Source organism: Nonomuraea salmonea (genome assembly GCF_042428605.1).
Taxonomy (GTDB): Bacteria; Actinomycetota; Actinomycetes; order Streptosporangiales; family Streptosporangiaceae; genus Nonomuraea; species Nonomuraea salmonea.
Genome location: NZ_JBHMCF010000036.1, coordinates 50,348 through 74,316, shown reverse-complemented (window position 1 = coordinate 74,316; position 23,969 = coordinate 50,348). Strand labels below are relative to the sequence as shown.

Annotated in this window: 18 protein-coding genes; 10 read left to right on the top strand and 8 right to left on the bottom strand. The window is 72.6% G+C overall.

The window, feature by feature from the left end:
- Window positions 1–60: 60 nt before the first annotated feature.
- The 4 genes from ACFFR3_RS30000 to ACFFR3_RS29985 all read right to left on the bottom strand — a co-directional run bounded on the left by ACFFR3_RS30000 (window position 61) and on the right by ACFFR3_RS29985 (window position 5,438).
- Window positions 61–390, bottom strand: coding sequence for a TraR/DksA family transcriptional regulator (locus ACFFR3_RS30000; protein ID WP_345385711.1), 330 nt, complete (start codon window positions 388–390; stop codon window positions 61–63).
- A 128-nt stretch (window positions 391–518) separates the two neighbouring features.
- Window positions 519–1,325: a hypothetical protein gene (locus ACFFR3_RS29995; protein ID WP_364378473.1), complete on the bottom strand. Its 807-nt coding sequence runs from the start codon at window positions 1,323–1,325 to the stop codon at window positions 519–521.
- A 917-nt stretch (window positions 1,326–2,242) separates the two neighbouring features.
- Entirely contained in the window at window positions 2,243–2,626 is a 384-nt protein-coding gene (locus tag ACFFR3_RS29990; RefSeq protein ID WP_345385708.1) for a hypothetical protein, read from the bottom strand.
- A gap of 247 nt (window positions 2,627–2,873) precedes the next feature.
- Window positions 2,874–5,438, bottom strand: coding sequence for an ATP-dependent Clp protease ATP-binding subunit (locus ACFFR3_RS29985; RefSeq protein WP_379484224.1), 2,565 nt, complete (start codon window positions 5,436–5,438; stop codon window positions 2,874–2,876).
- A 217-nt stretch (window positions 5,439–5,655) separates the two neighbouring features.
- On the opposite strand from ACFFR3_RS29985, the gene ACFFR3_RS29980 reads away from it, so the two are divergent.
- Window positions 5,656–6,792 carry a substrate-binding domain-containing protein gene (locus ACFFR3_RS29980; protein WP_364378479.1) on the top strand — a complete coding sequence of 379 codons (1,137 nt, stop codon included), beginning with the start codon at window positions 5,656–5,658 and terminating at the stop codon, window positions 6,790–6,792.
- Between the two features lie 25 nt (window positions 6,793–6,817).
- Here ACFFR3_RS29980 and ACFFR3_RS29975 read toward each other — a convergent pair whose 3' ends face one another.
- Window positions 6,818–8,737 (bottom strand): DUF2264 domain-containing protein, encoded by a 1,920-nt coding sequence (locus tag ACFFR3_RS29975; protein WP_345385702.1) that lies wholly within the window; start codon window positions 8,735–8,737, stop codon window positions 6,818–6,820.
- A 389-nt stretch (window positions 8,738–9,126) separates the two neighbouring features.
- Between ACFFR3_RS29975 and ACFFR3_RS29970 the strand changes: the two genes are divergently transcribed.
- The 6 genes from ACFFR3_RS29970 to ACFFR3_RS29945 all read left to right on the top strand — a co-directional run bounded on the left by ACFFR3_RS29970 (window position 9,127) and on the right by ACFFR3_RS29945 (window position 14,911).
- Complete coding sequence (locus ACFFR3_RS29970; RefSeq protein WP_345385700.1) at window positions 9,127–10,134, top strand: hydroxyacid dehydrogenase; 1,008 nt, start codon at window positions 9,127–9,129, stop codon at window positions 10,132–10,134.
- Between the two features lie 34 nt (window positions 10,135–10,168).
- Window positions 10,169–11,464, top strand: coding sequence for an ABC transporter substrate-binding protein (locus ACFFR3_RS29965; protein ID WP_364378485.1), 1,296 nt, complete (start codon window positions 10,169–10,171; stop codon window positions 11,462–11,464).
- Between the two features lie 65 nt (window positions 11,465–11,529).
- Window positions 11,530–12,447, top strand: coding sequence for a carbohydrate ABC transporter permease (locus tag ACFFR3_RS29960; protein ID WP_364378488.1), 918 nt, complete (start codon window positions 11,530–11,532; stop codon window positions 12,445–12,447).
- On the top strand, window positions 12,444–13,301 hold the full coding sequence (locus tag ACFFR3_RS29955; RefSeq protein WP_345385693.1) for a carbohydrate ABC transporter permease: 858 nt from the start codon (window positions 12,444–12,446) through the stop codon (window positions 13,299–13,301). The genes ACFFR3_RS29960 and ACFFR3_RS29955 overlap by 4 nt, the downstream gene beginning before the upstream one ends.
- Window positions 13,298–13,993 carry a hypothetical protein gene (locus ACFFR3_RS29950; protein ID WP_345385691.1) on the top strand — a complete coding sequence of 232 codons (696 nt, stop codon included), beginning with the start codon at window positions 13,298–13,300 and terminating at the stop codon, window positions 13,991–13,993. The genes ACFFR3_RS29955 and ACFFR3_RS29950 overlap by 4 nt, the downstream gene beginning before the upstream one ends.
- A 51-nt stretch (window positions 13,994–14,044) precedes the next feature.
- Complete coding sequence (locus ACFFR3_RS29945) at window positions 14,045–14,911, top strand: LLM class F420-dependent oxidoreductase (protein WP_345385689.1); 867 nt, start codon at window positions 14,045–14,047, stop codon at window positions 14,909–14,911.
- Window positions 14,912–14,990: 79 nt separating this feature from the next.
- On the opposite strand, the gene ACFFR3_RS29940 is transcribed toward ACFFR3_RS29945, so the two are convergent.
- Window positions 14,991–16,703, bottom strand: coding sequence for an IlvD/Edd family dehydratase (locus ACFFR3_RS29940; RefSeq protein ID WP_364378493.1), 1,713 nt, complete (start codon window positions 16,701–16,703; stop codon window positions 14,991–14,993).
- Window positions 16,704–16,842: 139 nt separating this feature from the next.
- Between ACFFR3_RS29940 and ACFFR3_RS29935 the strand changes: the two genes are divergently transcribed.
- The 3 genes from ACFFR3_RS29935 to ACFFR3_RS29925 are packed head-to-tail and all read left to right on the top strand — an operon-like array spanning window position 16,843 to window position 21,478.
- The gene (locus ACFFR3_RS29935; protein ID WP_364378496.1) at window positions 16,843–17,691 is read left to right on the top strand and encodes a fumarylacetoacetate hydrolase family protein; all 849 of its coding nucleotides are present in this window, start codon (window positions 16,843–16,845) and stop codon (window positions 17,689–17,691) included.
- Window positions 17,692–18,696: a zinc-dependent alcohol dehydrogenase gene (locus ACFFR3_RS29930; RefSeq protein ID WP_364378499.1), complete on the top strand. Its 1,005-nt coding sequence runs from the start codon at window positions 17,692–17,694 to the stop codon at window positions 18,694–18,696.
- Between the two features lie 13 nt (window positions 18,697–18,709).
- On the top strand, window positions 18,710–21,478 hold the full coding sequence (locus tag ACFFR3_RS29925) for an FAD-binding and (Fe-S)-binding domain-containing protein (protein WP_379484223.1): 2,769 nt from the start codon (window positions 18,710–18,712) through the stop codon (window positions 21,476–21,478).
- Here the strand turns inward: ACFFR3_RS29925 and ACFFR3_RS29920 are convergent.
- Together ACFFR3_RS29920 and ilvA are read right to left on the bottom strand one after the other, a co-directional pair.
- Window positions 21,475–22,356 (bottom strand): RNA polymerase sigma-70 factor, encoded by an 882-nt coding sequence (locus ACFFR3_RS29920; RefSeq protein WP_364378505.1) that lies wholly within the window; start codon window positions 22,354–22,356, stop codon window positions 21,475–21,477. The two genes, ACFFR3_RS29925 and ACFFR3_RS29920, sit on opposite strands and share 4 nt — an antisense overlap.
- A gap of 52 nt (window positions 22,357–22,408) precedes the next feature.
- Window positions 22,409–23,728 carry a threonine ammonia-lyase IlvA gene (ilvA, locus tag ACFFR3_RS29915; RefSeq protein WP_345385681.1) on the bottom strand — a complete coding sequence of 440 codons (1,320 nt, stop codon included), beginning with the start codon at window positions 23,726–23,728 and terminating at the stop codon, window positions 22,409–22,411.
- Between the last annotated feature and the right edge of the window lie 241 nt (window positions 23,729–23,969).

The following is a 23,969-nucleotide window of genomic DNA, read 5'->3' as shown; positions in this document are numbered from 1 at the left end:
CGTCCTCCGTGTTCGGGTCGCGTGGCGGGACGCGCCGTCCCGCCACGCAACCTGCCCGTTCTAGGCGGCCTCGTACCGGCGCTGGCAGGTGATGCAGAACCGCGCCAGCGGCCGGATCTTCAGCCGCTCGAACGGGATGCCCGCCTCGCACTCCGAGCAGCGGCCGTACGTGCCCTCCGCCACGCGATCCAGCGCCTGCGTCAGCTCGGCGATCGCGCGGTCGGCCGCGGCCAGGTCCACCAGCAGCTCCTGGTACTGGGCGTCCGCCCCGGTGCCGTCGCTGGCCTCGGCCCGCAGGCCGAGCAGGTGCCGGCTCCGGCGCTCGAGCTGCTGCTGCAGCTCCTCACGCAGTTCCTGGAGCTGCACGGTGCTGAGGTGAGTGTCGATCATGACGTGATCCCCTTTCTGGGAGTACGTGGAACGAGAACCGCGACAGGTCGTGCCGCGGAAGCCTTCCTGCCTGCCAGGGCGACCCCGGCCCGCTGCACCGGCTGGGTGGCCGGGGACATAGGCCCGCTTCATCGGCCTTGTCGGCTGATGCGGGAGGCCAGCTCCGGGTGGCGGCCCATGCGGGACAGGCCGCGGATGGTCGCGTACTCGGGCTCGGGCAGGGTGTTGACCGGCATGCGCAGCGCCGTTTGCAGGCGGTGCAGGAGCCGCCGCTGCCGGGCGCCGCCTCCGGTGACGGTCAGGGCCGGCACGGACGGGCGTACGTCGTCGGGCAGCCGCCGCACGAGGGCGGCGGTCATCTCCACGACCCCGTCCAGCGCGTACGGCAGCAGGCCCGCGCTGGTGGTGGCGCCGAGCTGGAGCGCGGCGGCGTCGAACACGGCACCTTCGCGCACCGCGACCGCCTCCACGATCCCCGCCCCCACATCGAGCAGCAGGAACGGCTCCGCCCCCACCACATCCAGCCCCGCCCCGACGGCGGCGGCCACCGGCTCATCCACCAGCCACACCCCACACCCACCGCCTCGGGCACCGGAGGCCAGGCCGCCACCTTCGGCGTCGCCGGGCAGGCCGTCGCCGGAGAGGCCGCCGGAGAGGCCGCCGGGCAACTCGCCGGGAGAAGCCCCGGAGGCCCGGCCGGTCCCGCTGCCGGCCGCGGCAGGCACCCGCGTAACAGCACCCCGGGTGACGGGACGCCCGGTGACGGGACGCCCGGTGACGGCCTCGACCACCGCGGTGTGCACGGCACGGCGGTCACTCTGGGTCGCCGCCAGCGGCACACCGACGAGCACCTGTTCAAGGGGCTCGTCGGGAGGTCTGGCGTCGTGCAGCGCCTGGCGTACCAGCCGGAGACATGCGGCAGGGTCAGCCACCATCCCATGACGTATCGGACGTATCGGAACGGCGGAGTCCTCGGGCGCGACGCCGAACACGTCCGACGAACGGTCGGCGATCGCGGACCCGCGCGACATACGCGTACGCGCCGTCCCAAGATCCAGCGCCACGAACCCCCGCCCGAGACTCATACCGCCCCCCTCGGACGACGGCGGACAGGCAATGACCTGATCACGGCCATGACAAATGGCTCCTTGCTGTAGATGAACCGACTGGGACGGCACAACCACCACCCCACGAACTCGACCGCCGCACCCTCCCCGCACCACCCACGCCGCCCAGCCGCCGCGACACCCGTGGCACGAGGGCACTGAAGCGCGCCGGGCACACTCATGGGACGATCGACGGCGCACAGCACCCGAAGCGGCCAGGCCCGCGAACACCTGCCAGAAGACCGTGGGCATGCGGACGCTCGCCAGACGGTCAAGGCACGCGAATACGCGTCCCGTTGACCGGGCGTGCAGACGCTTGCCCCCGGCGCCCTGGCGTGCGCCCGTGCACCACAACGGCCGCACAGCCACACACCGACGTGGCTCGCCCGCATCACATGCCGGCTCAGCCGCCGTGCGTCACAGGCCGGTCAGCTTGCCTGCGTCACGCGCCGGCTCGGCCAGCGTGCGTCACATGCCGGTCCGGCCGTCGTGTGGCAGGCGTCAGCTCGGCCGGCGTGCGTCACGCGCCAGTCCGGCCGACGCGCGTCACCGTGTCAGTTCGGTCGGCGGGTCAGCGCTCGCTGGTGTGCGTGCGCGGGTTTGCGTGTCGGCGCTCACCGGCGTGTGGACGCCTGCCGTTCGCGGTCGGTGCGTTGTGCGTGTGCCGGGGCGGAGACGGGTGCGGGCGCATGCCGCATGCGTCCACGTCCCGGCAGCGAGGCCGCGGGTCGCGAGGCGGGGAGGGGTCAGGCCGGTGGCGGGCTGCGGGAGCCCGCGGTGCGGTGGCCGAACTGCTGCGGGTCGCGGATCGCGGGGCCGTCGGCGGCCGGCGACGGTAGGAGCGCCAGGTGGCCGGCCTCGCCGTTGCGGGTGCCGCGCAGGGGCGGCCACAGCGACGGCGTGTGGTGCTCACGGGCGTTGCCCGCCTGCGGTGGCAGGCTCGACAGCTTGTCCTTGTACGCGCCGGCGAGCCACACCTGCCCCGCGGACCCGCCGGACAGGCCCACCTGGCCGCCGCCGTACCAGGCGACGGAGAAGGTGGTGGCCACGAGCAGGGACAGCAGGACCAGGCCCATCACACCGCCACGCGGCGCGATGAACCCTCGTAGGGTCAGCCCTGGTCCCGTCATACGGCCGACCATAGCCCACGAAATGCGAAAAGGCATGCCCGTATGTCGGCCCCCGCCCCAGCGACCCAGAAGGCGGCGCCTCCCCACCGCCTCATGTCTCGGGGCTCGCGCCTTCATGAGCCCCGCGAGTCACACGACCTCGTCAGCCGCCCGAGCTCTCTGAGCCCCGCGAGTCACACCACCTCGTCAGCCGCAGGCGTTCCCATCGCCCCGCCAATCACTCAGCTCCGCCCCGCGGCCATCTTGGTCAGAGGTAGTGGCCGATGTTCTCTTCGCGTTGTTCCTGCTGGACCCTAGGGGCCGGTTTGGCGACGGCGTTCGGGCGGATCTCCGGGCCGAGTTCGGCGCCCGGGTCCAGGACGGTGATGGTGAGGTCGTCGTCCCTGACGCCGACGTGGGCGCGCTGGCCGTCGTGGAGGGTGCCGTTGAGCAGGAGCCGGGAGAACGTGTTGTCCAGCGTGCGCTGGATCATGCGGCGCAGCGGCCGGGCGCCGAAGGCCGGTTGGTAGCCCTCGTGGGCCAGCCAGTCCACCGCCCCCGGCTCCATCTCCAGCTCCACGCCCTGGGCGTGCAGCCGCCGCCTGGTTTCGTCCAGCAGCAGCGAGGTGATCTCGCGCAGCTGCTCGGCCTCCAGGCCGCGGAACATGATGATCTCGTCGATCCGGTTCAGGAACTCGGGACGGAACCGCTGCTGGAGCAGTCGCAGCAGCTGCCCGCGCAACCCCCGGGCCCCCTCGCCGGGATGGGCCATGATGATGTCCGCGCCGATGTTCGAGGTCATGATCAGCACGCTGTTCCTGAAGTCGACCGTACGCCCCTGCGCGTCGGTCAGCCGCCCGTCGTCCATCACCTGGAGCAGCAGGTTGAACACGTCGGGGTGGGCCTTCTCGATCTCGTCGAGCAGGATCACCGAGTACGGCCGGCGCCGCACCTGCTCAGTGAGCTGCCCCGCCTCCTCGTAGCCGACGTAACCAGGGGGCGCCCCGACGAGCCTGGAGACGGTGTGCCGTTCCTGGAACTCGCTCATGTCCAGCCGGATCATCCGGTCCTGCTCGCCGAAGAGCGACTCGGCCAGCGCCCGCGCCAGCTCGGTCTTGCCGACCCCGGTGGGCCCGAGGAAGAGGAACGAGCCGATCGGCCGGTTGGGGTCGTTCATCCCGGCGCGGGAGCGGCGTACGGCCTCCGACACCGCCGCCACCGCCTCGTCCTGGCCGATCACCCGCCGGTGCAGGTGCTCTTCGAGGCCGAGCAGCCGTTCGCGCTCCTCCTGGGTGAGCTGGGAGACGGGGATGCCGGTGGCGCGGGAGACGACCTCGGCGATGTCGTCGGGGGTGACCTCGGCGAAGCCGCGCCGGCTGGTCCTGGTCTCCTCGATGCGGGTCTTGAGCGCGGCGATCTCGTCGCGCAGCTCGCGGGCGCGGTCGTAGTCCTCGCGTTCGACCGCCTGGTCCTTCTCGCGCTGCCGGTGCTCCAGGTCCTCCTCCATCTCGCGGGTCCCGGCGGGGGTGGTCCTGGTGTGCAGCGCGACCCTGGCGCCCGCCTGGTCCATCAGGTCGATGGCCTTGTCCGGCAGGAACCGGTCGGAGATGTAGCGGTCGGACAGCTCGACCGCGGCGACGAGCGCGTCGTCGGTGAACTTGACCTGGTGGTGGGCCTCGTACCGGTCGCGCAGGCCGCGCATGATCTCGATGGTGTCCTCGACGGTCGGCTCGGGCACCAGGATGGGCTGGAAGCGCCGTTCGAGCGCGGCGTCCTTCTCCATGTACCTGCGGTACTCGTCCAGCGTGGTCGCGCCGATGACGTGCAGCTCGCCTCGGGCGAGCGCGGGCTTGAGCATGTTGGAGGCGTCGATCGCGCCCTCCGCGCCGCCGGCGCCGACGATGGTGTGCAGCTCGTCGATGAAGACGATCAGCTCCTCGCTGTGGGCGCGGATCTCCTCCATCAGCTTGCTCAGCCGCTCCTCGAACTCGCCGCGGTACTTCGTACCGGCGACCAGGCCGGCCACGTCGAGCTGGACGACCCGCTTGCCGCGCAGCGTGTCGGGCACCTCGCCGCTGACGATGCGCTGCGCGAGCCCCTCCACGATCGCCGTCTTGCCCACGCCCGGCTCGCCGAGCAGCGCCGGGTTGTTCTTGGTACGCCGCGACAGCACCTCCACCGCCTGCGTGATCTCGTCGTCCCTGCCGATCACGGGGTCGATGCCGCCCTCGTCGGCGGTGGCCGTCAGGTCTCTGCCGAACTGGTCGAGCGTCGGGGTGGTGCTCGGCTGCGGCGGCTGGTGCGGCATCGGCTCGGCGGCGCCCCTGTTGTCCTGCACGAACGACTCCGGGGTGAGCCTGGCGTGGCGCAGCAGCCGCCCGGCGGCCGACAGCGGGTTCGCCGACAAGGCGAGCACCAGGTGCCGCGCCCCGATGTACGACGCCGCCGTGGCCCTGGCCACCTGCCGCGCGTCCAGCAGGGCCCGCTTGGCGGCGGGCGCCAGGCGTACCGGGCCCTCGCGCGGCTCGCGCTGCTCGACGGACTGCTCCACCTCCGTGGCCAGCGCCGCCGGGTCGGCCCCCGCCTGCTCCAGCATCACCCGGGTCGACTCCACCTGGGTGGCGGCCCACAGCAGGTGCTCGGTGTCGAGGTAGCCCGCTCCCCACGAGGCCGCCTTCTGGGCGGCGGTGCGGAGCAGCTCGATGGCGTCCTCGCTGAGCAGCCGTTCGAGATCGACCCGCCGGTTGTACGGCGGCGGCCCGAACCCGAAGAACCTGGCCAGCAATTCGTCCATGGGGCCATAGCCGTAGTGCCAGTAATCACCAGAGGTCATGGGTCCCCCTTCACATGACGTCACTTCCGGGCCGCCTACCCCTGCCCGTACGCCATAACCACGGGGTGGGCGAGCGCGATCTTGCCCTGGCGGGGCCCGCGCTCGGCCTGGCCCGCTGACCGGAAGGGCGGAACGAATCAGGTCCGTCACTTGTTAATTCACCTTCGATCAGTTTCGATCGGTACTATGGCCGTCGGCGAGGAGGAGTATGACCAACGTGGCCACAGACGCATCACCGGCTGAGGACCAGGCGGCGGCAGCCGACGCGGCGGGCCGGCTGCCCGACGAGCGCCGCAACCGGCTGGTCGATCTGCTGCGGCGGCGCGGCATCATGCGCGTCCACGACCTGGCCACCGAGCTGGCCGTCTCGGCGATCACCATCAGGCGTGACATCACGCTGCTGGCCGAGGAGGGCGTCATCCGCCGGGTGCGCGGGGGTGCCACGCTGACCGAGCCGCCCGAGCCGGCATCCGCCCGTGAGCCGGCGGAGCCCCCCGGCCAGGCGGCGGCGTCGCTCACGGTGGGCATGGTCGTCCCCTCGCTCGACTACTACTACCCCGACGTGATCCGCGGCGTCCGCGAGGCGGCAGCGGCGGCGGGGGTGCGGGTGGTGCTGCGCGGGGCCACGTACCAGGTGGCCGACGAGCGGCGGCAGCTCGCCTCGCTCATCGACTCCGTCGGCGTGGACGGCCTGCTGGTCGCGCCCACCACCGAGAGCGACGAGGGCGAGGAGCTGGTCCGCTGGCTGCAGACGGCCGGCGTGCCGGTCGTGCTGATCGAGCGGGCCGCCGCCGTCGGGCCCTACCGGGAGGCCATGGAGTCCGTGGTCAGCGACCACGCGCTCGGGGCGGCGATGGCCGTGCGCCACCTCGCCACGTTCGGCCACCGCAGGGTCGGGCTGATCACCACGATCACCAGCCCCACGACTCCGCACGTGCGCGCCGGGTGGCGGCTGGCCTGCGAGGAGCTGGGGCTGGAGACGGACGGCACGCCCCAGGCCCGTACGGTGGACCGCCGCGACCCCGGCTGGGCGCGGGCGCTGGACGACGTGCTCGACGCCTGCCTGGCCTCGGGCACCAGGGCGCTGCTCGTGCACTCCGACCCCGAGGCCATCTCGCTGGTCGAGCGCTGCCAGGACCGCGGCATCAGGGTGCCCGGCGACCTGGCGGTGGTGACGTACGACGACGAGGTGGCCGAGCTGTGCGACCCGCCGCTCACCGCGATCAGGCCGCCGAAGACCGACATCGGGCGCGCCGCGTTCGCCCTGCTGCTCGAACGCCTCCACGACCCCGGCAGGCCCGCCCACCGCGTGGTGGTCGGGCCGCAGCTGATCGTCCGCCACTCGTCGTCCTGACCTGCCTGCCTCGGGGGCGGGCGGGTCAGGGGTGCGGCAGGCGGGCGGGGTCGAGGGTGTCGCTCGTGCCGTCGGGCCAGGTGATGAGGCATGACGGGCCGTCCCATGACACGGCGGGCGGTTGGGCGGGCTCGCCCGTGCCGAGGTGGATGGCCGCGTCGTACCAGACGTCCGCACGCGCGGGGCCGCTCGTCGCCCGCCACGGCACCAGCGTCCAGAGACCGAGCGGCGAGGCGTCGTCGGCCGCGGTGACGCCGCCGTCGTCCAGCCCGGCGCTCCACACGCCTGAGCAGGTCTTGCCGTTGCTCACGACCGAGCCGGGTTCCGGATCCGGCGCGTCGGCCGGGAGCGGCCAGCCGCCGACGCGCAGCCGCCCCGTCTCCTCAGAGGGCTGGACGCGGACCAGCCGCACCTCCCACGCGCCCCGCACCGCCGACAGCACCTCCAGCCACGGCCCGAGCCGCACCTCGCCGGAGCGCCCTGAGCCGTGGTCGGGAACGTCCTCGTCGAGGGTCACCCAGTGCGCCCGCCACCGGGACGCTCCCGCGACGGTTCCGGTGGGGAGCCGTTCCAGGCCGAGCGTGTCGAAGCCGGTCCTGTGGCTCGGCTCGCCGGTCTCGGACAACAGCGTGACCGACTGGTCGAGCGGCCGCCCCGCGTGCGGGCCGGCGAGCAGGGGAGAGGTGGCGGTGGAGTAGCCGAGGCGGGCGTAGAGGGGGGAGTCGGTGAGGTTCGAGCCCGGGCGTGAGTGGTCGGTGCCGTGGTTGACGACCCGTACGACGCCGTCCGACCGCGTCCCGCCGACCAGCCAGCCGGGAGCGGCGACGACGCGCTGGAAGTCGTCGCGCTCGACCGGCAGCGGCTCCTCCACGGCGGTCCACACCGGGTGGTCGGCGGGCAGGGTCAGGCCGAAGAGCCCCTTGGCCGCCCAGTAGGGTGACCCGGGCCCCGAGTACGACTGCGCGATCGGCCGCCACGGCCCGTGCCAGCCCAGCGTCAGCAGCCCGTCCTCGCCCGGCGCGCCGTGGGAGACGAAGTGGCGGGCGATGCCGGAGGCGGCCCGGCGCAGCAGCCCGGGTGAGGGGGAGTCGAGCCCGTGGCGGGCGCCCAGCCAGAACGGCACGGCGGCGGCGAAGCGGTAGGTGAGGCTGCGCCCCTGGATGAGCGGCGAGCCGTCGGCCCCGACCAGGTGCACCGCGTCCTGGAGATACCGTTCGAGCCGCCGCAGGTAGACGGGCCTGCGCGACTCGGCGTCCGGGCTGCCGGCGGCCATCTCGGTCCAGATGAGCGGGTAGAACTGCAGCGCCCATCCGGCGTAGTGGTCGTAGGCGCGCTCGTCGCCGTCGGCGTACCAGCCGTCCTGGCGGGCGAAGCCGTCGGTCAGCGCCAGGCCTGCCTCGATGTCGTCCGCCGCGTACGGCCCCCCGACCGAGGCCAGGAACTGTTCGACGACGATCTGGAACCACACCCAGTTGATCGGCGGGTACCAGGAGCCGATGGCCGGCGTGAGGTAGTCGACGACCTGCTCCTGAACGAGCGGGTTGAGCCGGTCCCACAACCAGGGCCTGGTCAGGTGCAGGACGAGCGCGAGCGAGGCGGCCTCGACCTTGGCCTGGTCGTGCTCGTCCAGCCGGACCCAGCGCTCGGGCGCGTGCGGATCCGTCCCAGCGGCCAGGCCGTCGGCGTACCACTCCATGAGGTTCAGCGGGTCGGCGCCGCGCTCGCCCACGACGCGGAACCCGGCTGCGAGGAACGTCCGCGCGAAGCCCTCCAGGGCGTCCACGTCAGGGCCGTAGCCGCCCGGCCTGCCGGGGAAGGAGACGCGGGCGCGACCTGGCGAGGTGTGGCGGCGGGCCGCCAGCAGCAGGCGGTCGGCGAGGCCGGCCCAGTGCGCGCGCGTCCACCCGGTGAACGGTGACAGCCGCGGGTCGTTCAGGGGCGCCATTCACGAGTCCCTTCCTGCCGGGGGGATGTTTACGTAACCATGGATTCACGCGATGGTTACAGCGCCGCCAGGGCCCGTCAAGCCGTCACCGGCGCATCCGCCCGCTTTGTTGAGCAGTTGTGATCTGACACGAGCGTTGCTGATCAGAGCGATTGGATTGCCCCTTGACGAGCTCGCTGCGGTCACGCTTAACTCCAAGGCAACGCCAGCCGATCACAGATGAACAAAGCTGATCGTTTGCCGATCGGAACTTCCAGGCGTCCTCCTCTTGGCCGTGCCGTCATGCCGCCACGCGCCGAGACCCCGAACCCCCACACCGCGAGGAGCATCAGGTTGAACAGCAGATCCCGCGTCGCCGGCCGACCGAACGGGCACACGGGCGCGTCCCTATGACGCGGCCTCACGCCCTGCTGGTCATGGACCCGGCCACGTACCGCCTGCAGTTCGGGCAGCGGCAGCTGCACCGGCTGCGCGGCCTGGCCGAGCTGGGAGACCCGATCTGCACCGACGACCTGGACACCCCCTCGGCGCGGCGCCGCCTGCGCGAGAGCGAGGTGCTGCTGACCTCGTGGGGCTGCCCGCCGCTGACCACCGAGCGGCTGGCCGACGCGCCCCGCCTGCGGGCCGTCTTCCACTGCGCCGGCACCGTGCGCCCGTTCGTCACCGAGGAGGTGTGGCGCCGGGGCATCGTGGTCACCAGCGCCGCCGACGCCAACGCCATCCCGGTCGCCGAGTTCACCCTCGCCGCCGTCATCTTCGCCGGCAAGAAGGCCCCGTTCCTCGCCCAGGACGCGCGCGAGCACCGCGACGACTGGTCCTACGCCTCCCGGCGCGGCGAGCTGAGCAACAGGGGCCGCACGGTCGGCGTCGTCGGCTTCTCCCGGGTGGGCCGCCGGGTCGCGCGGAGCCTGCGCGGCCTGGACATGGACGTGCTGGTCGCCGACCCGTACGCGGCGGAGGAGGAGGTGAGCGCGGCGGGCGGCCGCCTGGTCGCGCTGCCCGAGCTGCTGCGCCGCAGCCACGTGCTCACCCTGCACGTCCCGTCGCTGCCCGCCACCCGGCACCTCATCGGCGCGGCTGAGCTGGCCATGCTGCCCGACGGCGCCACCGTCATCAACACCGCGCGCGGCGCCGTGCTCGACACCGCCGCGCTGGAGCGCGAGTGCGCCGCAGGGCGGCTCGACGCCATCCTCGACGTCACCGACCCCGAACCCCTCCCGGCCGAGTCGGTGCTGTACGAGCTGCCCAACGTCATGATCACCCCCCACATCGCCGGCTCGCTGGGCAGCGAGACCCGGCGCATGAGCGACAGCGCTCTCGACGAACTCGAACGCCACCTGGCCGGCCTGCCGCTGCGCACGGCCGTCACGCCGGACGAGTTCGCCGTCAGCGCCTGACCAACCCCCCAGCGACGGAGAGGAGACCGGATCAATGATCACGTCAGGCAAGGGCGGGGCGCGGCGGCAGGCGGTCAAGGGCCTGGCCCTGGCAGGAGCGCTCTCGCTCGCCCTCGCGGCCTGCGGCTCGGGCGACCCGGAGCCGGCCGACCCCAACGGCAAGATCACGCTGAGCGTCACGGTGTGGAACCTGGCCAAGACGCCCGAGTTCAAGGCGCTCTTCGACGCCTTCCAGCAGGCCAACCCGAACATCACCATCAAGCCGGTCGACATCCTCGCCGACGACTATCCGGATAAGGTCACCACCATGCTGGCGGGCGGTGACAAGACCGACGTGATCACGATGAAGAACGTCATCGACTACTCCCGCTACTCCAGCCGCAACCAGCTGCTGGAGCTCACGGACCTGGTCAAGTCGACCGACACGAGCAAGCTGGCCGGCCTGGACGCCTTCGACGTCAGCGGGAAGTACTACGCGCTGCCGTACCGGCAGGATTTCTGGCTGCTCTACTACAACAAGACGCTGCTCGACAAGGCGGGCGCCAAACTGCCCGACCCGCTGACCTGGGACGACTACACCAAGCTCGCCAAGGAGCTGACGCAGGGCGAGGGCGGCGACAAGGTGTACGGCGCCTACCACCACACCTGGCGCTCGGTCGTGCAGGCCATCTCCGCCGCGCAGACCGGCGGCGACCAGCTCAGCGGCGACTACACCTTCTTCACCGACCAGTACAACGTGGCCAAGGGGCTCCAGGACGCTGGCGCCGTGCTCGACTTCGGCACCGCCAAGTCCCAGCAGGCCGACTACCGCAGCCAGTTCGAGAGCGGCAAGACCGCGCTGATGCCCATGGGCACCTGGTACATCTCCGGCATCCTGGAGGCCAAGGCGAAGGGCGCGACCGACGTCGAGTGGGGGCTCGCCCCCATGCCGCAGCGTCCCGGAACGACCGGCGTCACCACGTTCGGCTCGCCGACCGCGTTCGCCGTCAACAAGCGCTCGGAGCACGCCGACGCGGCCAGGAAGTTCGTCGAGTTCGCCGCGAGCAAGGCGGGGGCCGAGGCGATCACGAAGGTCGGCGTGGTGCCGGCGCTGCAGACGCCCGAGATCACCGAGGCGTACTTCGGGCTCGAGGGCATGCCGGAGGACGAGCTGTCGAAGAAGGCGTTCGTCCCCGACAAGGTGACGCTGGAGATGCCGGTCAGCGAGAACAGCTCCGACATCGACACGATCCTCAACGAGGAGCACGAGCTGATCATGGTCAACGACAAGTCGGTGGCCGACGGCATCCGCACGATGAACGAGCGCGTCAAGAGCGAAGTGCTCAACTAGGGCGGTCGCGGGCCCGGGCCGCCGTCCGGGCTCCCGGCGTCTCACGGAGAGTTCCGAAGGACACCATGACACAGGCAACGACGCGGCCGCTGCCGGCCGCACCGTCCCGCCGGCGCGCCTGGCGCGACATCCTCGTCGGCTGGAGCTTCATCCTGCCGAACTTCATCGGCTTCGCGCTGTTCACGCTCGTGCCCATGACGGCGGCGTTCGCGCTGGCGTTCCTCGACTGGGATTCCTACAGCACCCCCGAGTGGGTCGGGCTGGAGAACTTCGAGCGGCTGCTGCGCGATGAGAACTTCCACGTCGCGCTGCGCAACACGCTCTTCTACGCGGCCGGGCACATCCCGCTGACCCTCGCCGTCGCCCTGGGCCTGGCCATCGCGCTCAACCGCAAGCTGCGCGGCGTGCAGTTCTTCCGCACCGCCGCGTTCTTCCCGTACGTCACCTCGCTGGTCGCCGTCGCGGTCGTGTGGAACATGCTGTTCAACCCCACCTCAGGGCCGGTCAACCAGTTCCTGGAGGTGCTCGGCGTCAGCGAGCCGCCCCGCTGGGTGGCCAGCACCGACTGGGCGATGCCCGCCGTCATCATCACCAGCGTGTGGCGGGACATGGGCTACTACATGGTGCTCTACCTCGCCGGCCTGCAGACCATCCCGCGCGAGTACTACGAGGCCGCCACCGTGGACGGCGCCGGCGCCTGGCAGCGGTTCTGGAGCGTCACGCTGCCGTGCCTGCGGCCCACCACCTTCTTCGTCCTGGTCATGCTGACGATCCAGAGCTTCAAGGTGCTCGACCTGATCGTGGTCATGACCGACGGCGGTCCTGGCCGCAGCACGCTCGTGCTGGCCCAGCTCGTCTACCGCGAGGGCATCAGGGAGGGCCAGTTCGGCTACTCCTCGGCCATCGCGCTGGTGCTGTTCCTCATCGTGCTCACGGTGACCGTCGTCCAGTTCCGCATCAACGAGCGCAGGAGCGTGACATGACCGCGCTGCCAGAGGCCGCGGGAAGCAGCCGCGGCCGGCGGCTGCTCCGCACCGTCCCCGCCTACGCCGGCCTCACCGTGATCGCCGCGCTGGTGCTGGTGCCGTTCGCGTGGATGGTGTCGTCGTCGCTGAAACGCGACAACCAGGTCTTCACGGTGCCCGTCCAGTGGATCCCCGAGGAGCTGCGCTGGTCGAACTTCGTGGAGATCTGGGACCGCATCCCGCTGCTCACCTACCTTGGCAACTCGGCGTTCCTGTCCCTCACGATCACCGCGCTGCAGGTGCTGACCGGCAGCTTCGCCGCGTACGGCTTCTCGAAGGTGCGCTTCCCCGGCAGGGACGGGTTGTTCCTCGCCTACATCGCGACCATCGCGGTGCCGTGGCAGGCGTACATGGTGCCGCAGTACATCATGATGCAGCGCGCCGAGCTGACCGACACCTACTGGTCGATCATCCTGCTCCAGGCGTTCGGCGCGTTCGGCGTGTTCCTCATGCGGCAGTACTACATGTCGATCCCCGATGACTTGTGCGAGGCGGCCCGCATCGACGGGCTCAGCGAGTACGGCATCTACCGCCGCATCATGCTGCCCCTGTCGAAACCGGCGCTGGCCAGCCTCGCGCTGCTCACGTTCGTCAACACCTGGAACGACTACATGGGCCCGTTCATCTACCTGACCAGCAACGAGCTGTGGACCGTGCAGCTCGGCCTGCGCTCCTTCGTCGGCCAGTACGAGGCCGAGTACGCGATGATCATGACGGGGTCGGTGTTGTCGGTGCTGCCCGTCCTGGTGATCTTCCTGTTCGGCCAGCGGTACTTCATCCGCGGCATCGCGACGAGCGGGCTCAAGGGATGAGCGCGCCGGGGAACGTCTCCGAAGGCGGCGTCGCGCGGCGGCTGCTGCGGCCCGCCCGGCAGGAGACGTACGAGAAGGTGTTCTCGACCGTCTACGTCGGCCTCATGACGAACGTGCTGCTGGCCCTCTCCTGCGCGCCGCTGCTGCTCGCGCTGGCCGTCGTCCGCGATCCGCTGGCGTCGTGGCCGTTCTTCGCGGTGCTGTCGCTGCTGTGCGGGCCGGCGCTGGCGGGCGCGTTCGGCTGCTTCGAGGCGCTCGGCGAGGGCGACACCGGCGTGCTGCGCGCGTTCCGGGACGGCTACCGGCGCGGGTGGCGGCGCGCCCTCGCCGTGTGGGCGGCGGCGGTGACGGCCGTGGCCGTGCTCGCCGTGGACGCGGTCGCCGTGGGGGGCACCTCCTTCGGCCCAGCCCTGGTGCCGTTCTTCTGCACGGCGGCGGCGCTGGTGGCGGCGGTGGCGTTCGCGCTGCTGACGTTCGCCGGCGAACCGGGTGTCCGGCTGCGCGCCCTGGTGCTGCCCTGCCTGTTCCTCATCGCCCGCCGCTGGTACCTCGCGGCGGCCGGCCTCGTCGTGCTCGGCCTCGCCGTCGCGGTCGTCCTGGTCAAGCCCGTGGCCGGCCTGCTCCTGCTGGTCTCGCCCCTGCTGTACGCGGCCTGGGCCACCACCCGGTACGTCGTCGCGGCCGCCCGGTAAGTGGCGCGGCGCACTCCGATCACGGCGCACCGGCGTGGTATCACGAAGAACGTGAAGAATCTTGCCGGCGTGGGCATCTGGAGCACGCAACTCAGACACGGAGACCCGGGCGAGGCCGCGGAGGCCGCCGCAGAACTGGAGGAACTGGGCTACACCGCCTTGTGGATCCCCGACGTCGGAGGGCCGGTGTTCGACGCGGTCGAGCGGCTGCTGTCGGCGACCAAGCGGGCGACGGTCGCCACGGGGATCTTGAACCTGTGGATGCACACCCCCGAGGAGACCGCCGCCTCGTACGCGTCGCTGACCGCGGCCCACGGCGACCGGATCCTGCTCGGCATCGGGGTCAGCCATGCCCCGCTCATCGACTCCGCCGAGCCCGGCCGCTACCGCCGGCCGCTCGCGGCCATGTCTGCCTTCCTCGACGGGCTCGACGCGGCCGAGCAGCCCGTGCTCCCCGGCGACCGGGTGCTCGCCGCGCTCGGCCCCAAGATGCTGGAGCTGGCCAAGGAGCGCTCGCGGGGCGCGCACCCGTACCTCGTCACCGTCGATCACACCCGCCAGGCCCGCGAGGCGCTCGGCGCGGGGCCGCTCGTACTGCCCGAGCAGACCGCGATCCTGTGCTCGGGCCGCGACGAGGCACGCGCGATCGGTGCCGACTGGCTGCGCGGCTACCTGTCGCTGCCCAACTACGCCAACAACCTGCTGCGGCTCGGCTTCACCGAGGAGGACCTGGAGACGGTCAGCGACCGGCTGTTCGACGCGCTCATCGCCTGGGGCGACGAGGAGGCCGTCAAGCGCCGGGTGGACGAGCACCGCGCCGCCGGGGCGGACCACGTGTGCGTGCAGGTGCTCATCGACGACCCGAAGGGCTTCCCGCGCGAGCAGTGGCGCCGGCTCGCCCCGGCGCTCAACGGCTGACCCCGGCCCGCGCCCGCGCGGCACGCTCGGCGCCGGCCGGCCCGCCTCCGCGGGACCCGGGCGGCGGCGCCGGATCGCGTCAGTGCGACTCGCGGGCCACCTCGGCGCCGCTGCCGCCGACCAGGAAGTCGAGGTCGGCGCCCGTATTCGCCTGCTGGACCGTCTCGACGTAGAGGCGCTGCCAGCCGCGCGGCGGGCGCGCGAGGGCCTGCGTCATCGCCTCCGACGGCTCACGCGCGGCCAGTTCGCCGGGCGGGAGCTCCACGTCGAGATGGCGGTTCGGCACGTCGAGGACGATCATGTCACCGGTGCGCACCTTGGCGAGCGGCCCGCCCGCCGCGGCCTCGGGGGTCACGTGCAGCACGACCGTCCCGTACGCGGTGCCGCTCATCCGCCCGTCGCAGATGCGCACCATGTCCCGCACGCCCTGGGCGAGCAGCTTGGGCGGCAGCGGCAGGTTCGACACCTCCGGCATGCCGGGATACCCCTTGGGGCCGCAGCCGCGCAGGATCAGCACCGAGTCGGCGGTGACGTCGAGGCCGGGGTCGTCCAGACGGGCGTGCAGGTCCTCGATCGAGTCGAACACCACGGCCGGGCCGCGGTGCTTGAGCAGGTGGGGCGAGGCGGCGGCGGGCTTGATGACGGCTCCGCCGGGCGCCAGGTCGCCGTACAGGACGGCGATGCCCGCGTCCTCCTGCAACGGGTGCTCCCTGGTGCGGATCACCTCGGGGTCGTGGATCGTCACGTCCTCCAGGTGGTCCACCAGGGGGCGCCCCGTCACGGTGATCGCCTCGGGGTCGAGCAGGTCGCGCACCTGGTGCAGCACGGCGTGCAGGCCGCCCGCGCGGTGCAGGTCGTCCATCAGGTGGCGGCCGGCCGGCTGCAGGTCCACCAGGAGCGGCACGCCCGCCCCCGTGCGGTCGAAGTCGTCCTGGGTCAGCTCCACCCCGAGCCGCCCGGCGATGGCCAGCAGGTGCACGACGGCGTTGGTGGAGCCGCCGAGCGCGGCCAGCGCGACGATCGCGTTCAGGAACGAGCCCCGCGTCATGACGGCGGACGGCTGGCGGTCGGCGGCGATCATGTCCACGATCAGCCGACCGGTCGCGTGCGCGCCTTCGAGCAGCCGGCTGTCGGGCGCCGGCGTCCCGGCCAGGCCGGGCAGCGTCATGCCGAGCACCTCGGCCAGCAGGCCCATCGTGGAAGCCGTGCCCATCGTGTTGCAGTGGCCCTTGCTGCGGATCATCGACGACTCCGAGCGCAGGAAGTCGCCCTCGGTGAGGGTGCCCGCGCGGACCTCCTCGCTCAGCCGCCACACGTCGGTCCCGCACCCGAGCGGCGCGCCGCGGAACGTCCCGGTCAGCATCGGCCCGCCCGGCACCACGACGGCGGGCAGGTCCACCGACGCGGCCGCCATGAGCAGCGCCGGGATCGTCTTGTCGCAGCCGCCCAGCAGCACCACGCCGTCGATCGGGTTGGCCCGCAGCAGTTCCTCCGCCGCCATCGCGGCCATGTTGCGCCAGAGCATCGCGGTCGGCCGCACGTTCGTCTCGCCCAGCGAGACGACGGGCAGGTTGTGCGGGACGCCGCCCGCCTCCCAGATGCCGTGCTTGACCTGCTCGGCGACCTCGTTGAGATGCATGTTGCAGGGGGTGAGGTCGGAGGCGGTGTTCGCGATCGCGATGTGCGGACGGCCGTCGAAGGCGTCGGACGGCACCCCGCGCCGCATCCAGGCGCGATGGATGTAGGCGTTGCGGTCGGTGCCGTCGTACCACTGGCTACTGCGGGACATCATCCTCTCATAATGGGAAAGAAGATCGGTGAAACGGAAATCGACCGCATACCGGGCATCGGGCGTGACACGCCGCGCCGGTCACCGGGCGAGCCGGGCCGTCGCACCGCCGTCGTCAGCCGAGACCTGGAGAGAGACCGCCTTGTACCTCATGCGCATCGGAGCCCCCGGCGCCGAGAGGCCCGTCGTCCGCGTCGACGACACCCACTACATCGACGTCTCCGACGTCACCCCCGACTTCGACGAGCGCTTCTTCGCCGCCGGCGGCCCCGCCCTGCTGGCTGAGCGGGTCGCGCGCGGCGACGTCCGCGAGTTCGCCGGCGAGCGCGTCGGAGCGCCCATCGCCCGCCCCCATCAGATCCTGTGCATCGGGCTCAACTACAGCGACCACGCCGCCGAGACCGGCCAGGCGGTGCCGGACGAGCCGATCCTGTTCACCAAGTCGCCGAACACGCTGGTCGGCCCCTACGACGACGTGCGCATCCCGCGCGGCGCCACCAAGACCGACTGGGAGGTGGAGCTCGGCATCGTCATCGGCCGCCGCACCTCCTACCTCGACTCGGTCGAGGAGGCTCGCGACGCGATCGCCGGCTACTGTGTGGTCAACGACGTCAGCGAGCGCGCCTTCCAGATGGAGCGCGGCGGGCAGTGGAGCAAGGGCAAGTCGGCCGAGACGTTCAACCCGGCCGGGCCGTGGCTGGTGACGCCCGACGAGGTCCCCGACGTTCGGGACCTCGGCATGTGGCTGAACGTCAACGGCGTGCGCCGCCAGACCGGCACCACCAAGACCATGATCTTCGACCCGTACGTGATCGTGCACCACCTGAGCCAGTTCATGGTCCTGGAGCCGGGCGACCTCATCGACACGGGCACCCCGCCCGGCGTCGGCATGGGCCATGACCCGCAGATCTGGCTCCAGCCCGGCGACGTCATGGAGCTGGGCATCGACGGCCTCGGCAGCCAGCGGCAGACCGTCGTCGGACCCCGCTAGATGCGCGCCCTGGTGCTCACCGGGCCCGGTGAGGCCGAGGTCCAGGAGGTCGAGCCGCCGCGCGCCGCGCCGGGCGAGGTCGTGGTGGACGTCGAGCGGGCCGGCGTGTGCGGCACCGACGTGGAGCTGTTCACCGGCCACATGAGCTACCTGAGCACCGGGCGCTCCTGGTATCCGCTGCGGCCGGGACACGAGTGGTGCGGCCGGGTCAGCGCGGTCGGCGACGGCGTGGACCCCGCCTGGCTCGGCCGCCGCGTCACCGGCGACACCATGCTTGGCTGCGGCCACTGCGCCCGCTGCCGGTCGGGCCGCCACCACGTGTGCGCCGACCTGGCCGAGATCGGCATCAGCAGGGGCCGGCCAGGCGCGCTCGCCGAGCAGCTGCCGGTGCCCGCCGCCGCGCTGCGCGCCCTGCCCGACGGCCTCGACCCGGCGCTCGGAGCGCTGGTCGAGCCGGGCGGCAACGCACTGCGCGCCGTCCGCGCCGCCGCGCTCGGGCCGGGCGATCGGCTGCTCGTGCTCGGCACCGGCACCATCGGCCTGCTCGCCGCGCTGTTCGCGCGCGCCCAGGGCGTCGAGACCCACCTGCTCGGCCGCGACCCCGACCAGCTGCGCCTGGCCGCCCGGCTCGGCTTCGCCGCCTGGGTCCGGCCCGGGCTGCCCGATCTGCCGTGGCACGCCGTCATCGACGCCGCCACCGACCCCGGCTTACCCGCGCTCGCCCTCGACCTCGTCGAACCCGCCGGCCGCGTCGTCTACATCGGCCTCGCGCCGACCCCGTCCACGCTCGACACCCGTGACCTGGTACTAAGGGAGGTGACGGCAGTCGGTATCCTCGGCGGTTCAGCCGGACTCGACGGGGCGGCCGCGGCCTACGCCGACGGCTCGGTGGACGCCCGCCCGCTGGTCGCCGCCACGATCGGGCTCGCCGAGACCGCCGAGGCGCTGGCCGGGCACCGTCCCGCCGGCCCAGGACCCAAAATCCACATCGACCCCCGACGCTAAGGAAGCACTCATCGTGATCGACCAGCCGGACCCCGCACTCCTGGCCGCGGTGGAGACCGCCGTGCCGGGGATCGCCCGGACGAGGGCGAGCGACCGGCTCGGCCTGGCCCACGACGCCTCCCACTACCTGCTCACCCCGCAGGCCGTCCTCGTGCCGCAGGACGCCGCGCAGGTCGCCGCGCTGCTGCGGGCCGGGCTGCCGCTCACCTTCCGCTCCGGCGGCACCAGCCTCAGCGGGCAGGCCGTCAGCGGCCAGTTGCTGGTCGACACCCGGCGCCACTTCCGCGGCATCGAGGTGCTCGACGACGGCGCCCGCGTACGCGTCCAGCCCGGCGCCGTGCTCCGGCAGGTCAACGCCCGCCTCGCCCCCTACGGCCGCAAGCTCGGCCCCGACCCGGCCAGCGAGTCGGCGTGCACGATCGGCGGCGTCGTCGCCAACAACTCCAGCGGCATGACCTGCGGCACCCACGCCAACACGTACCGGACGCTGGAGTCCATGACGCTCGTGCTGCCCAGCGGCACCGTCATCGACACCGGCGCGCCCGACGCCGACGACCGGCTGCGCGCGCTCGAACCCGCGCTCGCCGAGGGCCTCGACCGGCTGCGCGAGCGGGTGCGCGGCAACCCCGAGTCGGTCCGCCGCATCCAGGCCCAGTTCGCGCTGAAGAACACCATGGGCTACGGGCTCAACAGCTTCCTCGACCACGACACGCCCGCCCAGATCCTCGCCCACCTGGTCATCGGCAGCGAGGGCACGCTCGGGTTCGTCGCCGAGGCGGTCTTCCGTACGGTGCCCGCGCACCGGCTGGCCGCGACCGGCCTGCTCGTCTTCCCCACCCTGCACGCGGCCATGGCCGCCATGCCCGCGCTGGTCGAGGCCGGGCCCGCCGCCGTCGAGCTGCTCGACGCCGAGTCGCTGCGTGTCGCCCAGACCGACCCCAAGGCCGACGACGTGCTGCGCACGCTCGACGTCCAGGCGCACGCCGCGCTGCTCGTCGAGTGGCAGGAGTCCGAGGCGGACCTGCTCGCCGAGCGCGAGCGGGCCGCAGAGCGCGCGTTCGCCGGCCTTCATCTCGCCGCGCCGGCCAGGCTCAGCCGCGAGGCGGGTGGCCGCGCCGGGCTCTGGCACATCCGCAAGGGCCTGTACGCCGCCGTCGCCGGCGCCCGCCCCAGCGGCACCACCGCGCTGCTCGAAGACGTCGCCGTGCCCGTGCCCGCCCTGGCCGACCTGTGCGACGACCTCACCGGCCTGTTCACCGCCCACCGCTACGAGCGCAGCGTCATCTTCGGCCACGCCAAGGACGGCAACCTGCACTTCATGATCAACGAGCGGTTCGGCACCGACCTCGACCGCTACGCCGCCTTCACCGAGGACATGGTGGCCGCGGTGCTCGGCAGAGGAGGCACGCTCAAGGCCGAGCACGGCACCGGCCGCGTCATGGCCCCGTTCGTCCGCCGCCAGTACGGCGACGAGCTGTACGAGGTGATGCGCGAGGTCAAGCGCCTGTGCGACCCGGCGGGCACGCTCAACGCCGGCGTCGTCCTCACCGATGACGACGACGCCCACCTGCGCGACCTCAAGCAGGTCGTCACCGTCGAGCCCGAGGTCGACCGCTGCGTCGAGTGCGGCTACTGCGAGCCGGTCTGCCCCAGCCGCGACCTGACCACCACGCCCCGCCAGCGCATCGTGCTGCGCCGCGAGCTGGCCGCCGCCCGCGCGGCCGGCGACCACGCGCTGGTCGCGGAGCTGGAGTCCGACTACGGCTACGACGCCGTCGACACCTGCGCTGTGGACGGCATGTGCGCCACCGCCTGCCCCGTCCTCATCAACACCGGCGACCTCACCAAGCGGCTGCGCGCCGAGCGCCACGGCCGCCTGGCCCGCAAGGGCTGGACGTCGGCCGCCCGCCACTGGGACGGCGTCACCCAGGCCATGAACCTCGCGCTCGACACCGCCGCCGCCACCCCGGCCCCGCTGCCCGAGGCGGCCTCCCGCGCCGCCCGCAACGTGGCCGGAGCCGACGCGGTCCCGCAGTGGTCGCGCGACCTGCCCAAGGGCGGGGACCGCCGCAAGCCGCGCCCCGCGCACCGGCCCGCCGCCGTCTACCTGCCGTCCTGTCTCAACACGATGTTCGCACCCGCCGCGGGCGGTCCCGGCGTCATGACCGCCTTCCAGCGGCTCGCCGAGCGCGCCGGGGTCGAGCTGCTCGTGCCCGAGGGCATCGCGAGCCTGTGCTGCGGCACGCCGTGGTCGTCCAAGGGGTACGCCGACGGCCACGCCACGATGGCCGGCCAGGTCCGTACGGTCCTCGGCCGCATCGAGAACACCAGCGGCGTCCCGGTGGTCAGCGACGCCGCCTCCTGCACCGAAGGCTTCCGCCACCTGCTGCCCGGCGTCGAGGTGATGGACGCGGTCGCCTACACCGCAGAGCACCTCCTGCCCCGCCTGACCGTCAAGCGCCGCATGCCGTCCCTGGCCCTGCACCTCACCTGCTCATCCGCCCGCCTCGGCCTCGACCCCGCCATCACGCGGCTGGCCGAGGCGATCGCCGAGAAGGTGGTCGTGCCGGACGACTGGCAGTGCTGCGCCTTCGCCGGCGACCGCGGCCTGCTGCACCCCGAGCTGACCGCCTCGGCCACCCGCGCGGAGGCCGCCGCCGTCATCGCCTCGGGCAGCAGGGCGCACGCCTCCGTCAACAGGACGTGCGAGCTGGGCCTGACCCGCGCCACCGGCAAGACGTACCATCACCTGCTCGAATACCTCGACCGCGCCACCGGCTAGCGGGTGTAGGCGGCGATCTTGGCGGGGTTCATCGTCCAGTAGATCCGGTCGATGCCCGTCTCGGTGGCATTGATCGTCAGGATGGTGAACACCTCGCCGTCGCGGACCAGCAGCGCGGACGTCTGCCCGTTCGCGCTCGCCCACACCACCTCGGCGCCCGCCCAGAAGCGGCTCGCGAACGCCCGGTGGTATCTGGCCACCCGCAGCGGCCCCACCACGGGGAACTTGGACGCCCGCACCGCGCCGCCGCCGTCGGAGTAGCTGACCACGTCGGCGGCGAACAACTCCTCCAGCGCGGCCAGGTCGCCGGAGCGGGCCGCGCTGACGAAGGCGGCCAGCAGCTTGCGCTGCGCGTCGCGCGGCACCGGCGTGCGCCGCTCGACGCGCAGCCGCTTGCGCGCCCTGCTGACGAGCTGCCGCACCGCGGGCTCCTTCAGCCGGACGATCTCCGCGATCTGCCGGTAGGGGTAGTCGAACGCCTCGCGCAGCACGTACGCGGCGCGTTCGGTGGGGGAGAGCCGTTCGAGGAGCAGCAGCACCGCGAACTCCAGCGCCTCACCCCGCTCGGCCCCGAGATGCGGGTCGGCGCTGGTGTCCACCGGCTCGGGCAACCACGGCCCGACGTAGGTCTCGCGGCGGGCGCGCGCGGACTGGGCGGCGTTGATCGCCAGGCGGGTGGTGATCGTCGCGAGGAACGCGGGCGGGTTCTCCACCGTCGCCCTGTCGTATTCCTGCCAGCGCATCCACACGTCCTGCACGAGGTCCTCGGCCTCGGTGACGCTGGCCAGCATCCGGTATGCGATGCCGAACAGGCGCGGCCGCACCTCCGCGAACACCGCCGCCGCACGTTCGAGATCGTCCCCCGCGCCGTCTGCCACTGCCCTCGCCCCCCGTCACCACGTGTCTGCCCGGAACCGCTCCGATCAATGGTCACGTGACGAAGCGGAAGAGCGGGCTCGACGGGTCGATCTGCTCGATGCGGTGCGGGGCGGCCTCCATGCGCTTGAGCAGCGCGGGCAGGTCGTCGGGGCTGGACAGCTCGATGCCGACCAGCGCGGGGCCGGTCTCGCGGTTGTTGCGCTTGACGTACTCGAACAGAGTGATGTCGTCGTTGGGGCCGAGCACCTCGTCGAGGAAGCGGCGCAGCGCGCCGGGCTCCTGCGGGAACTCCACCAGGAAGTAGTGCTTGCGCTCCTCGTGGACCAGGGCGCGCTCGACGACCTCGGCGTAGCGGCTGACGTCGTTGTTGCCGCCGGACAGCACGCACACCACGGTGGCGCCGGCCGGGATGCCGGTCACGGCGGGGGAGCGCAGCACGGCGGTGGCGAGCGCGCCCGCCGGCTCGGCGATGATGCCGTCGATCTGGTAGAGCGCGAGCATCTCGCTGCACACCTGGCCCTCGGGGACGGCCACCAGGTCCACGCCGGAGCCCGCGATCAGCGGGTACGTGACGTCGCCCGCCCGGCGTACGGCGGCGCCGTCGACGAACGTGTCGATCGCGTCCAGCGTGACCGGCCCACCGGCGGACACGGCGGCGGCCACGCAGGCGGCCCCGGCCGGCTCGACGCCGATGACGCGGGTGCCGGGATGCCGCTCGCGCACCCAGGCCAGCGAACCGGCCAGCAGCCCGCCGCCGCCCACCGGCACCACGACCACGTCGGGCGCCCGGCCGAGCTGCTCGACCGCCTCGCGCAGCACCGTGCCCTGCCCGGCGATCGTCCTGACGTCGTCGAACGCCGGCACCAGCGTCGCGCCGGTGGCCTGCGCGTCGGCCTTCGCGGCGGCGGACGCCTCGTCGTACGTCTCGCCGCCCAGCACGATCTCGATCATCTCGCCGCCCAGCGCGGCGATGCGGTCGCGCTTCTGCCTGGGCGTCATGCGCGGCAGGTAGACCCGGCCGCGCACGCCGAGCGCGGAGCACGCGTACGCGACGCCCTGGGCGTGGTTGCCCGCGCTCGCGGCCACCACCCCGGCCGCCCGCGCCGCGTCGCCGAGCTGCGCGATGAGGTTGAACGCGCCGCGCACCTTGTAGGAGCGCACGGTCTGCAGGTCTTCCCGCTTGAGCCAGATCTCGGCGCCGGTCACCTCGGACAGGCGCGGGCTGCGCTCCAGCGGCGTCGTCGCCACGATGCCGGCCAGCCGCGCAGCCGCCGCATCGACCGCAGCCGCATCGACCGCAGCCGCATCGACCGCGGCCGTATCGACGGCGTGTGTTCCTGTCTCCGGCTCGTCCTGGTGTGGACTGCTCACGTCACATTCCCCATCAAAGTCGTCATGTCGGTGCCGGAACCCCCCGCCGGCCGGGCAATGCGCGTGATCCCCCGATCAGTCGCGGTGACAGCCCGCTTCCTAGTGTCATAGTGCATCGACCCCGCCGGGCCCAAATCGCCGGGTCCCGCATGACCGGAACCCGCCGCCGCGGGAGCCGTCAAGCGATCTGCAAGAGGCGTGGCAAGCCACCTGAAATCGGACGACACTTCCGGCAAGCCAC

Coding starts and splice junctions, on each gene's coding strand:
- ACFFR3_RS29970 (WP_345385700.1), top strand. CDS start 9,127: ATGACGCGGCCTCACGCCCTGCTGGTCATGGACCCGGCCACGTACCGC.
- ACFFR3_RS29930 (WP_364378499.1), top strand. CDS start 17,692: ATGCGCGCCCTGGTGCTCACCGGGCCCGGTGAGGCCGAGGTCCAGGAG.
- ACFFR3_RS29995 (WP_364378473.1), bottom strand. CDS start 1,325: ATGGTGGCTGACCCTGCCGCATGTCTCCGGCTGGTACGCCAGGCGCTG.
- ACFFR3_RS29965 (WP_364378485.1), top strand. CDS start 10,169: ATGATCACGTCAGGCAAGGGCGGGGCGCGGCGGCAGGCGGTCAAGGGC.
- ACFFR3_RS29985 (WP_379484224.1), bottom strand. CDS start 5,438: ATGACCTCTGGTGATTACTGGCACTACGGCTATGGCCCCATGGACGAA.
- ACFFR3_RS29955 (WP_345385693.1), top strand. CDS start 12,444: ATGACCGCGCTGCCAGAGGCCGCGGGAAGCAGCCGCGGCCGGCGGCTG.
- ACFFR3_RS29940 (WP_364378493.1), bottom strand. CDS start 16,703: ATGATGTCCCGCAGTAGCCAGTGGTACGACGGCACCGACCGCAACGCC.
- ACFFR3_RS30000 (WP_345385711.1), bottom strand. CDS start 390: ATGATCGACACTCACCTCAGCACCGTGCAGCTCCAGGAACTGCGTGAG.
- ACFFR3_RS29975 (WP_345385702.1), bottom strand. CDS start 8,737: ATGGCGCCCCTGAACGACCCGCGGCTGTCACCGTTCACCGGGTGGACG.
- ACFFR3_RS29960 (WP_364378488.1), top strand. CDS start 11,530: ATGACACAGGCAACGACGCGGCCGCTGCCGGCCGCACCGTCCCGCCGG.
- ACFFR3_RS29950 (WP_345385691.1), top strand. CDS start 13,298: ATGAGCGCGCCGGGGAACGTCTCCGAAGGCGGCGTCGCGCGGCGGCTG.
- ACFFR3_RS29990 (WP_345385708.1), bottom strand. CDS start 2,626: ATGACGGGACCAGGGCTGACCCTACGAGGGTTCATCGCGCCGCGTGGC.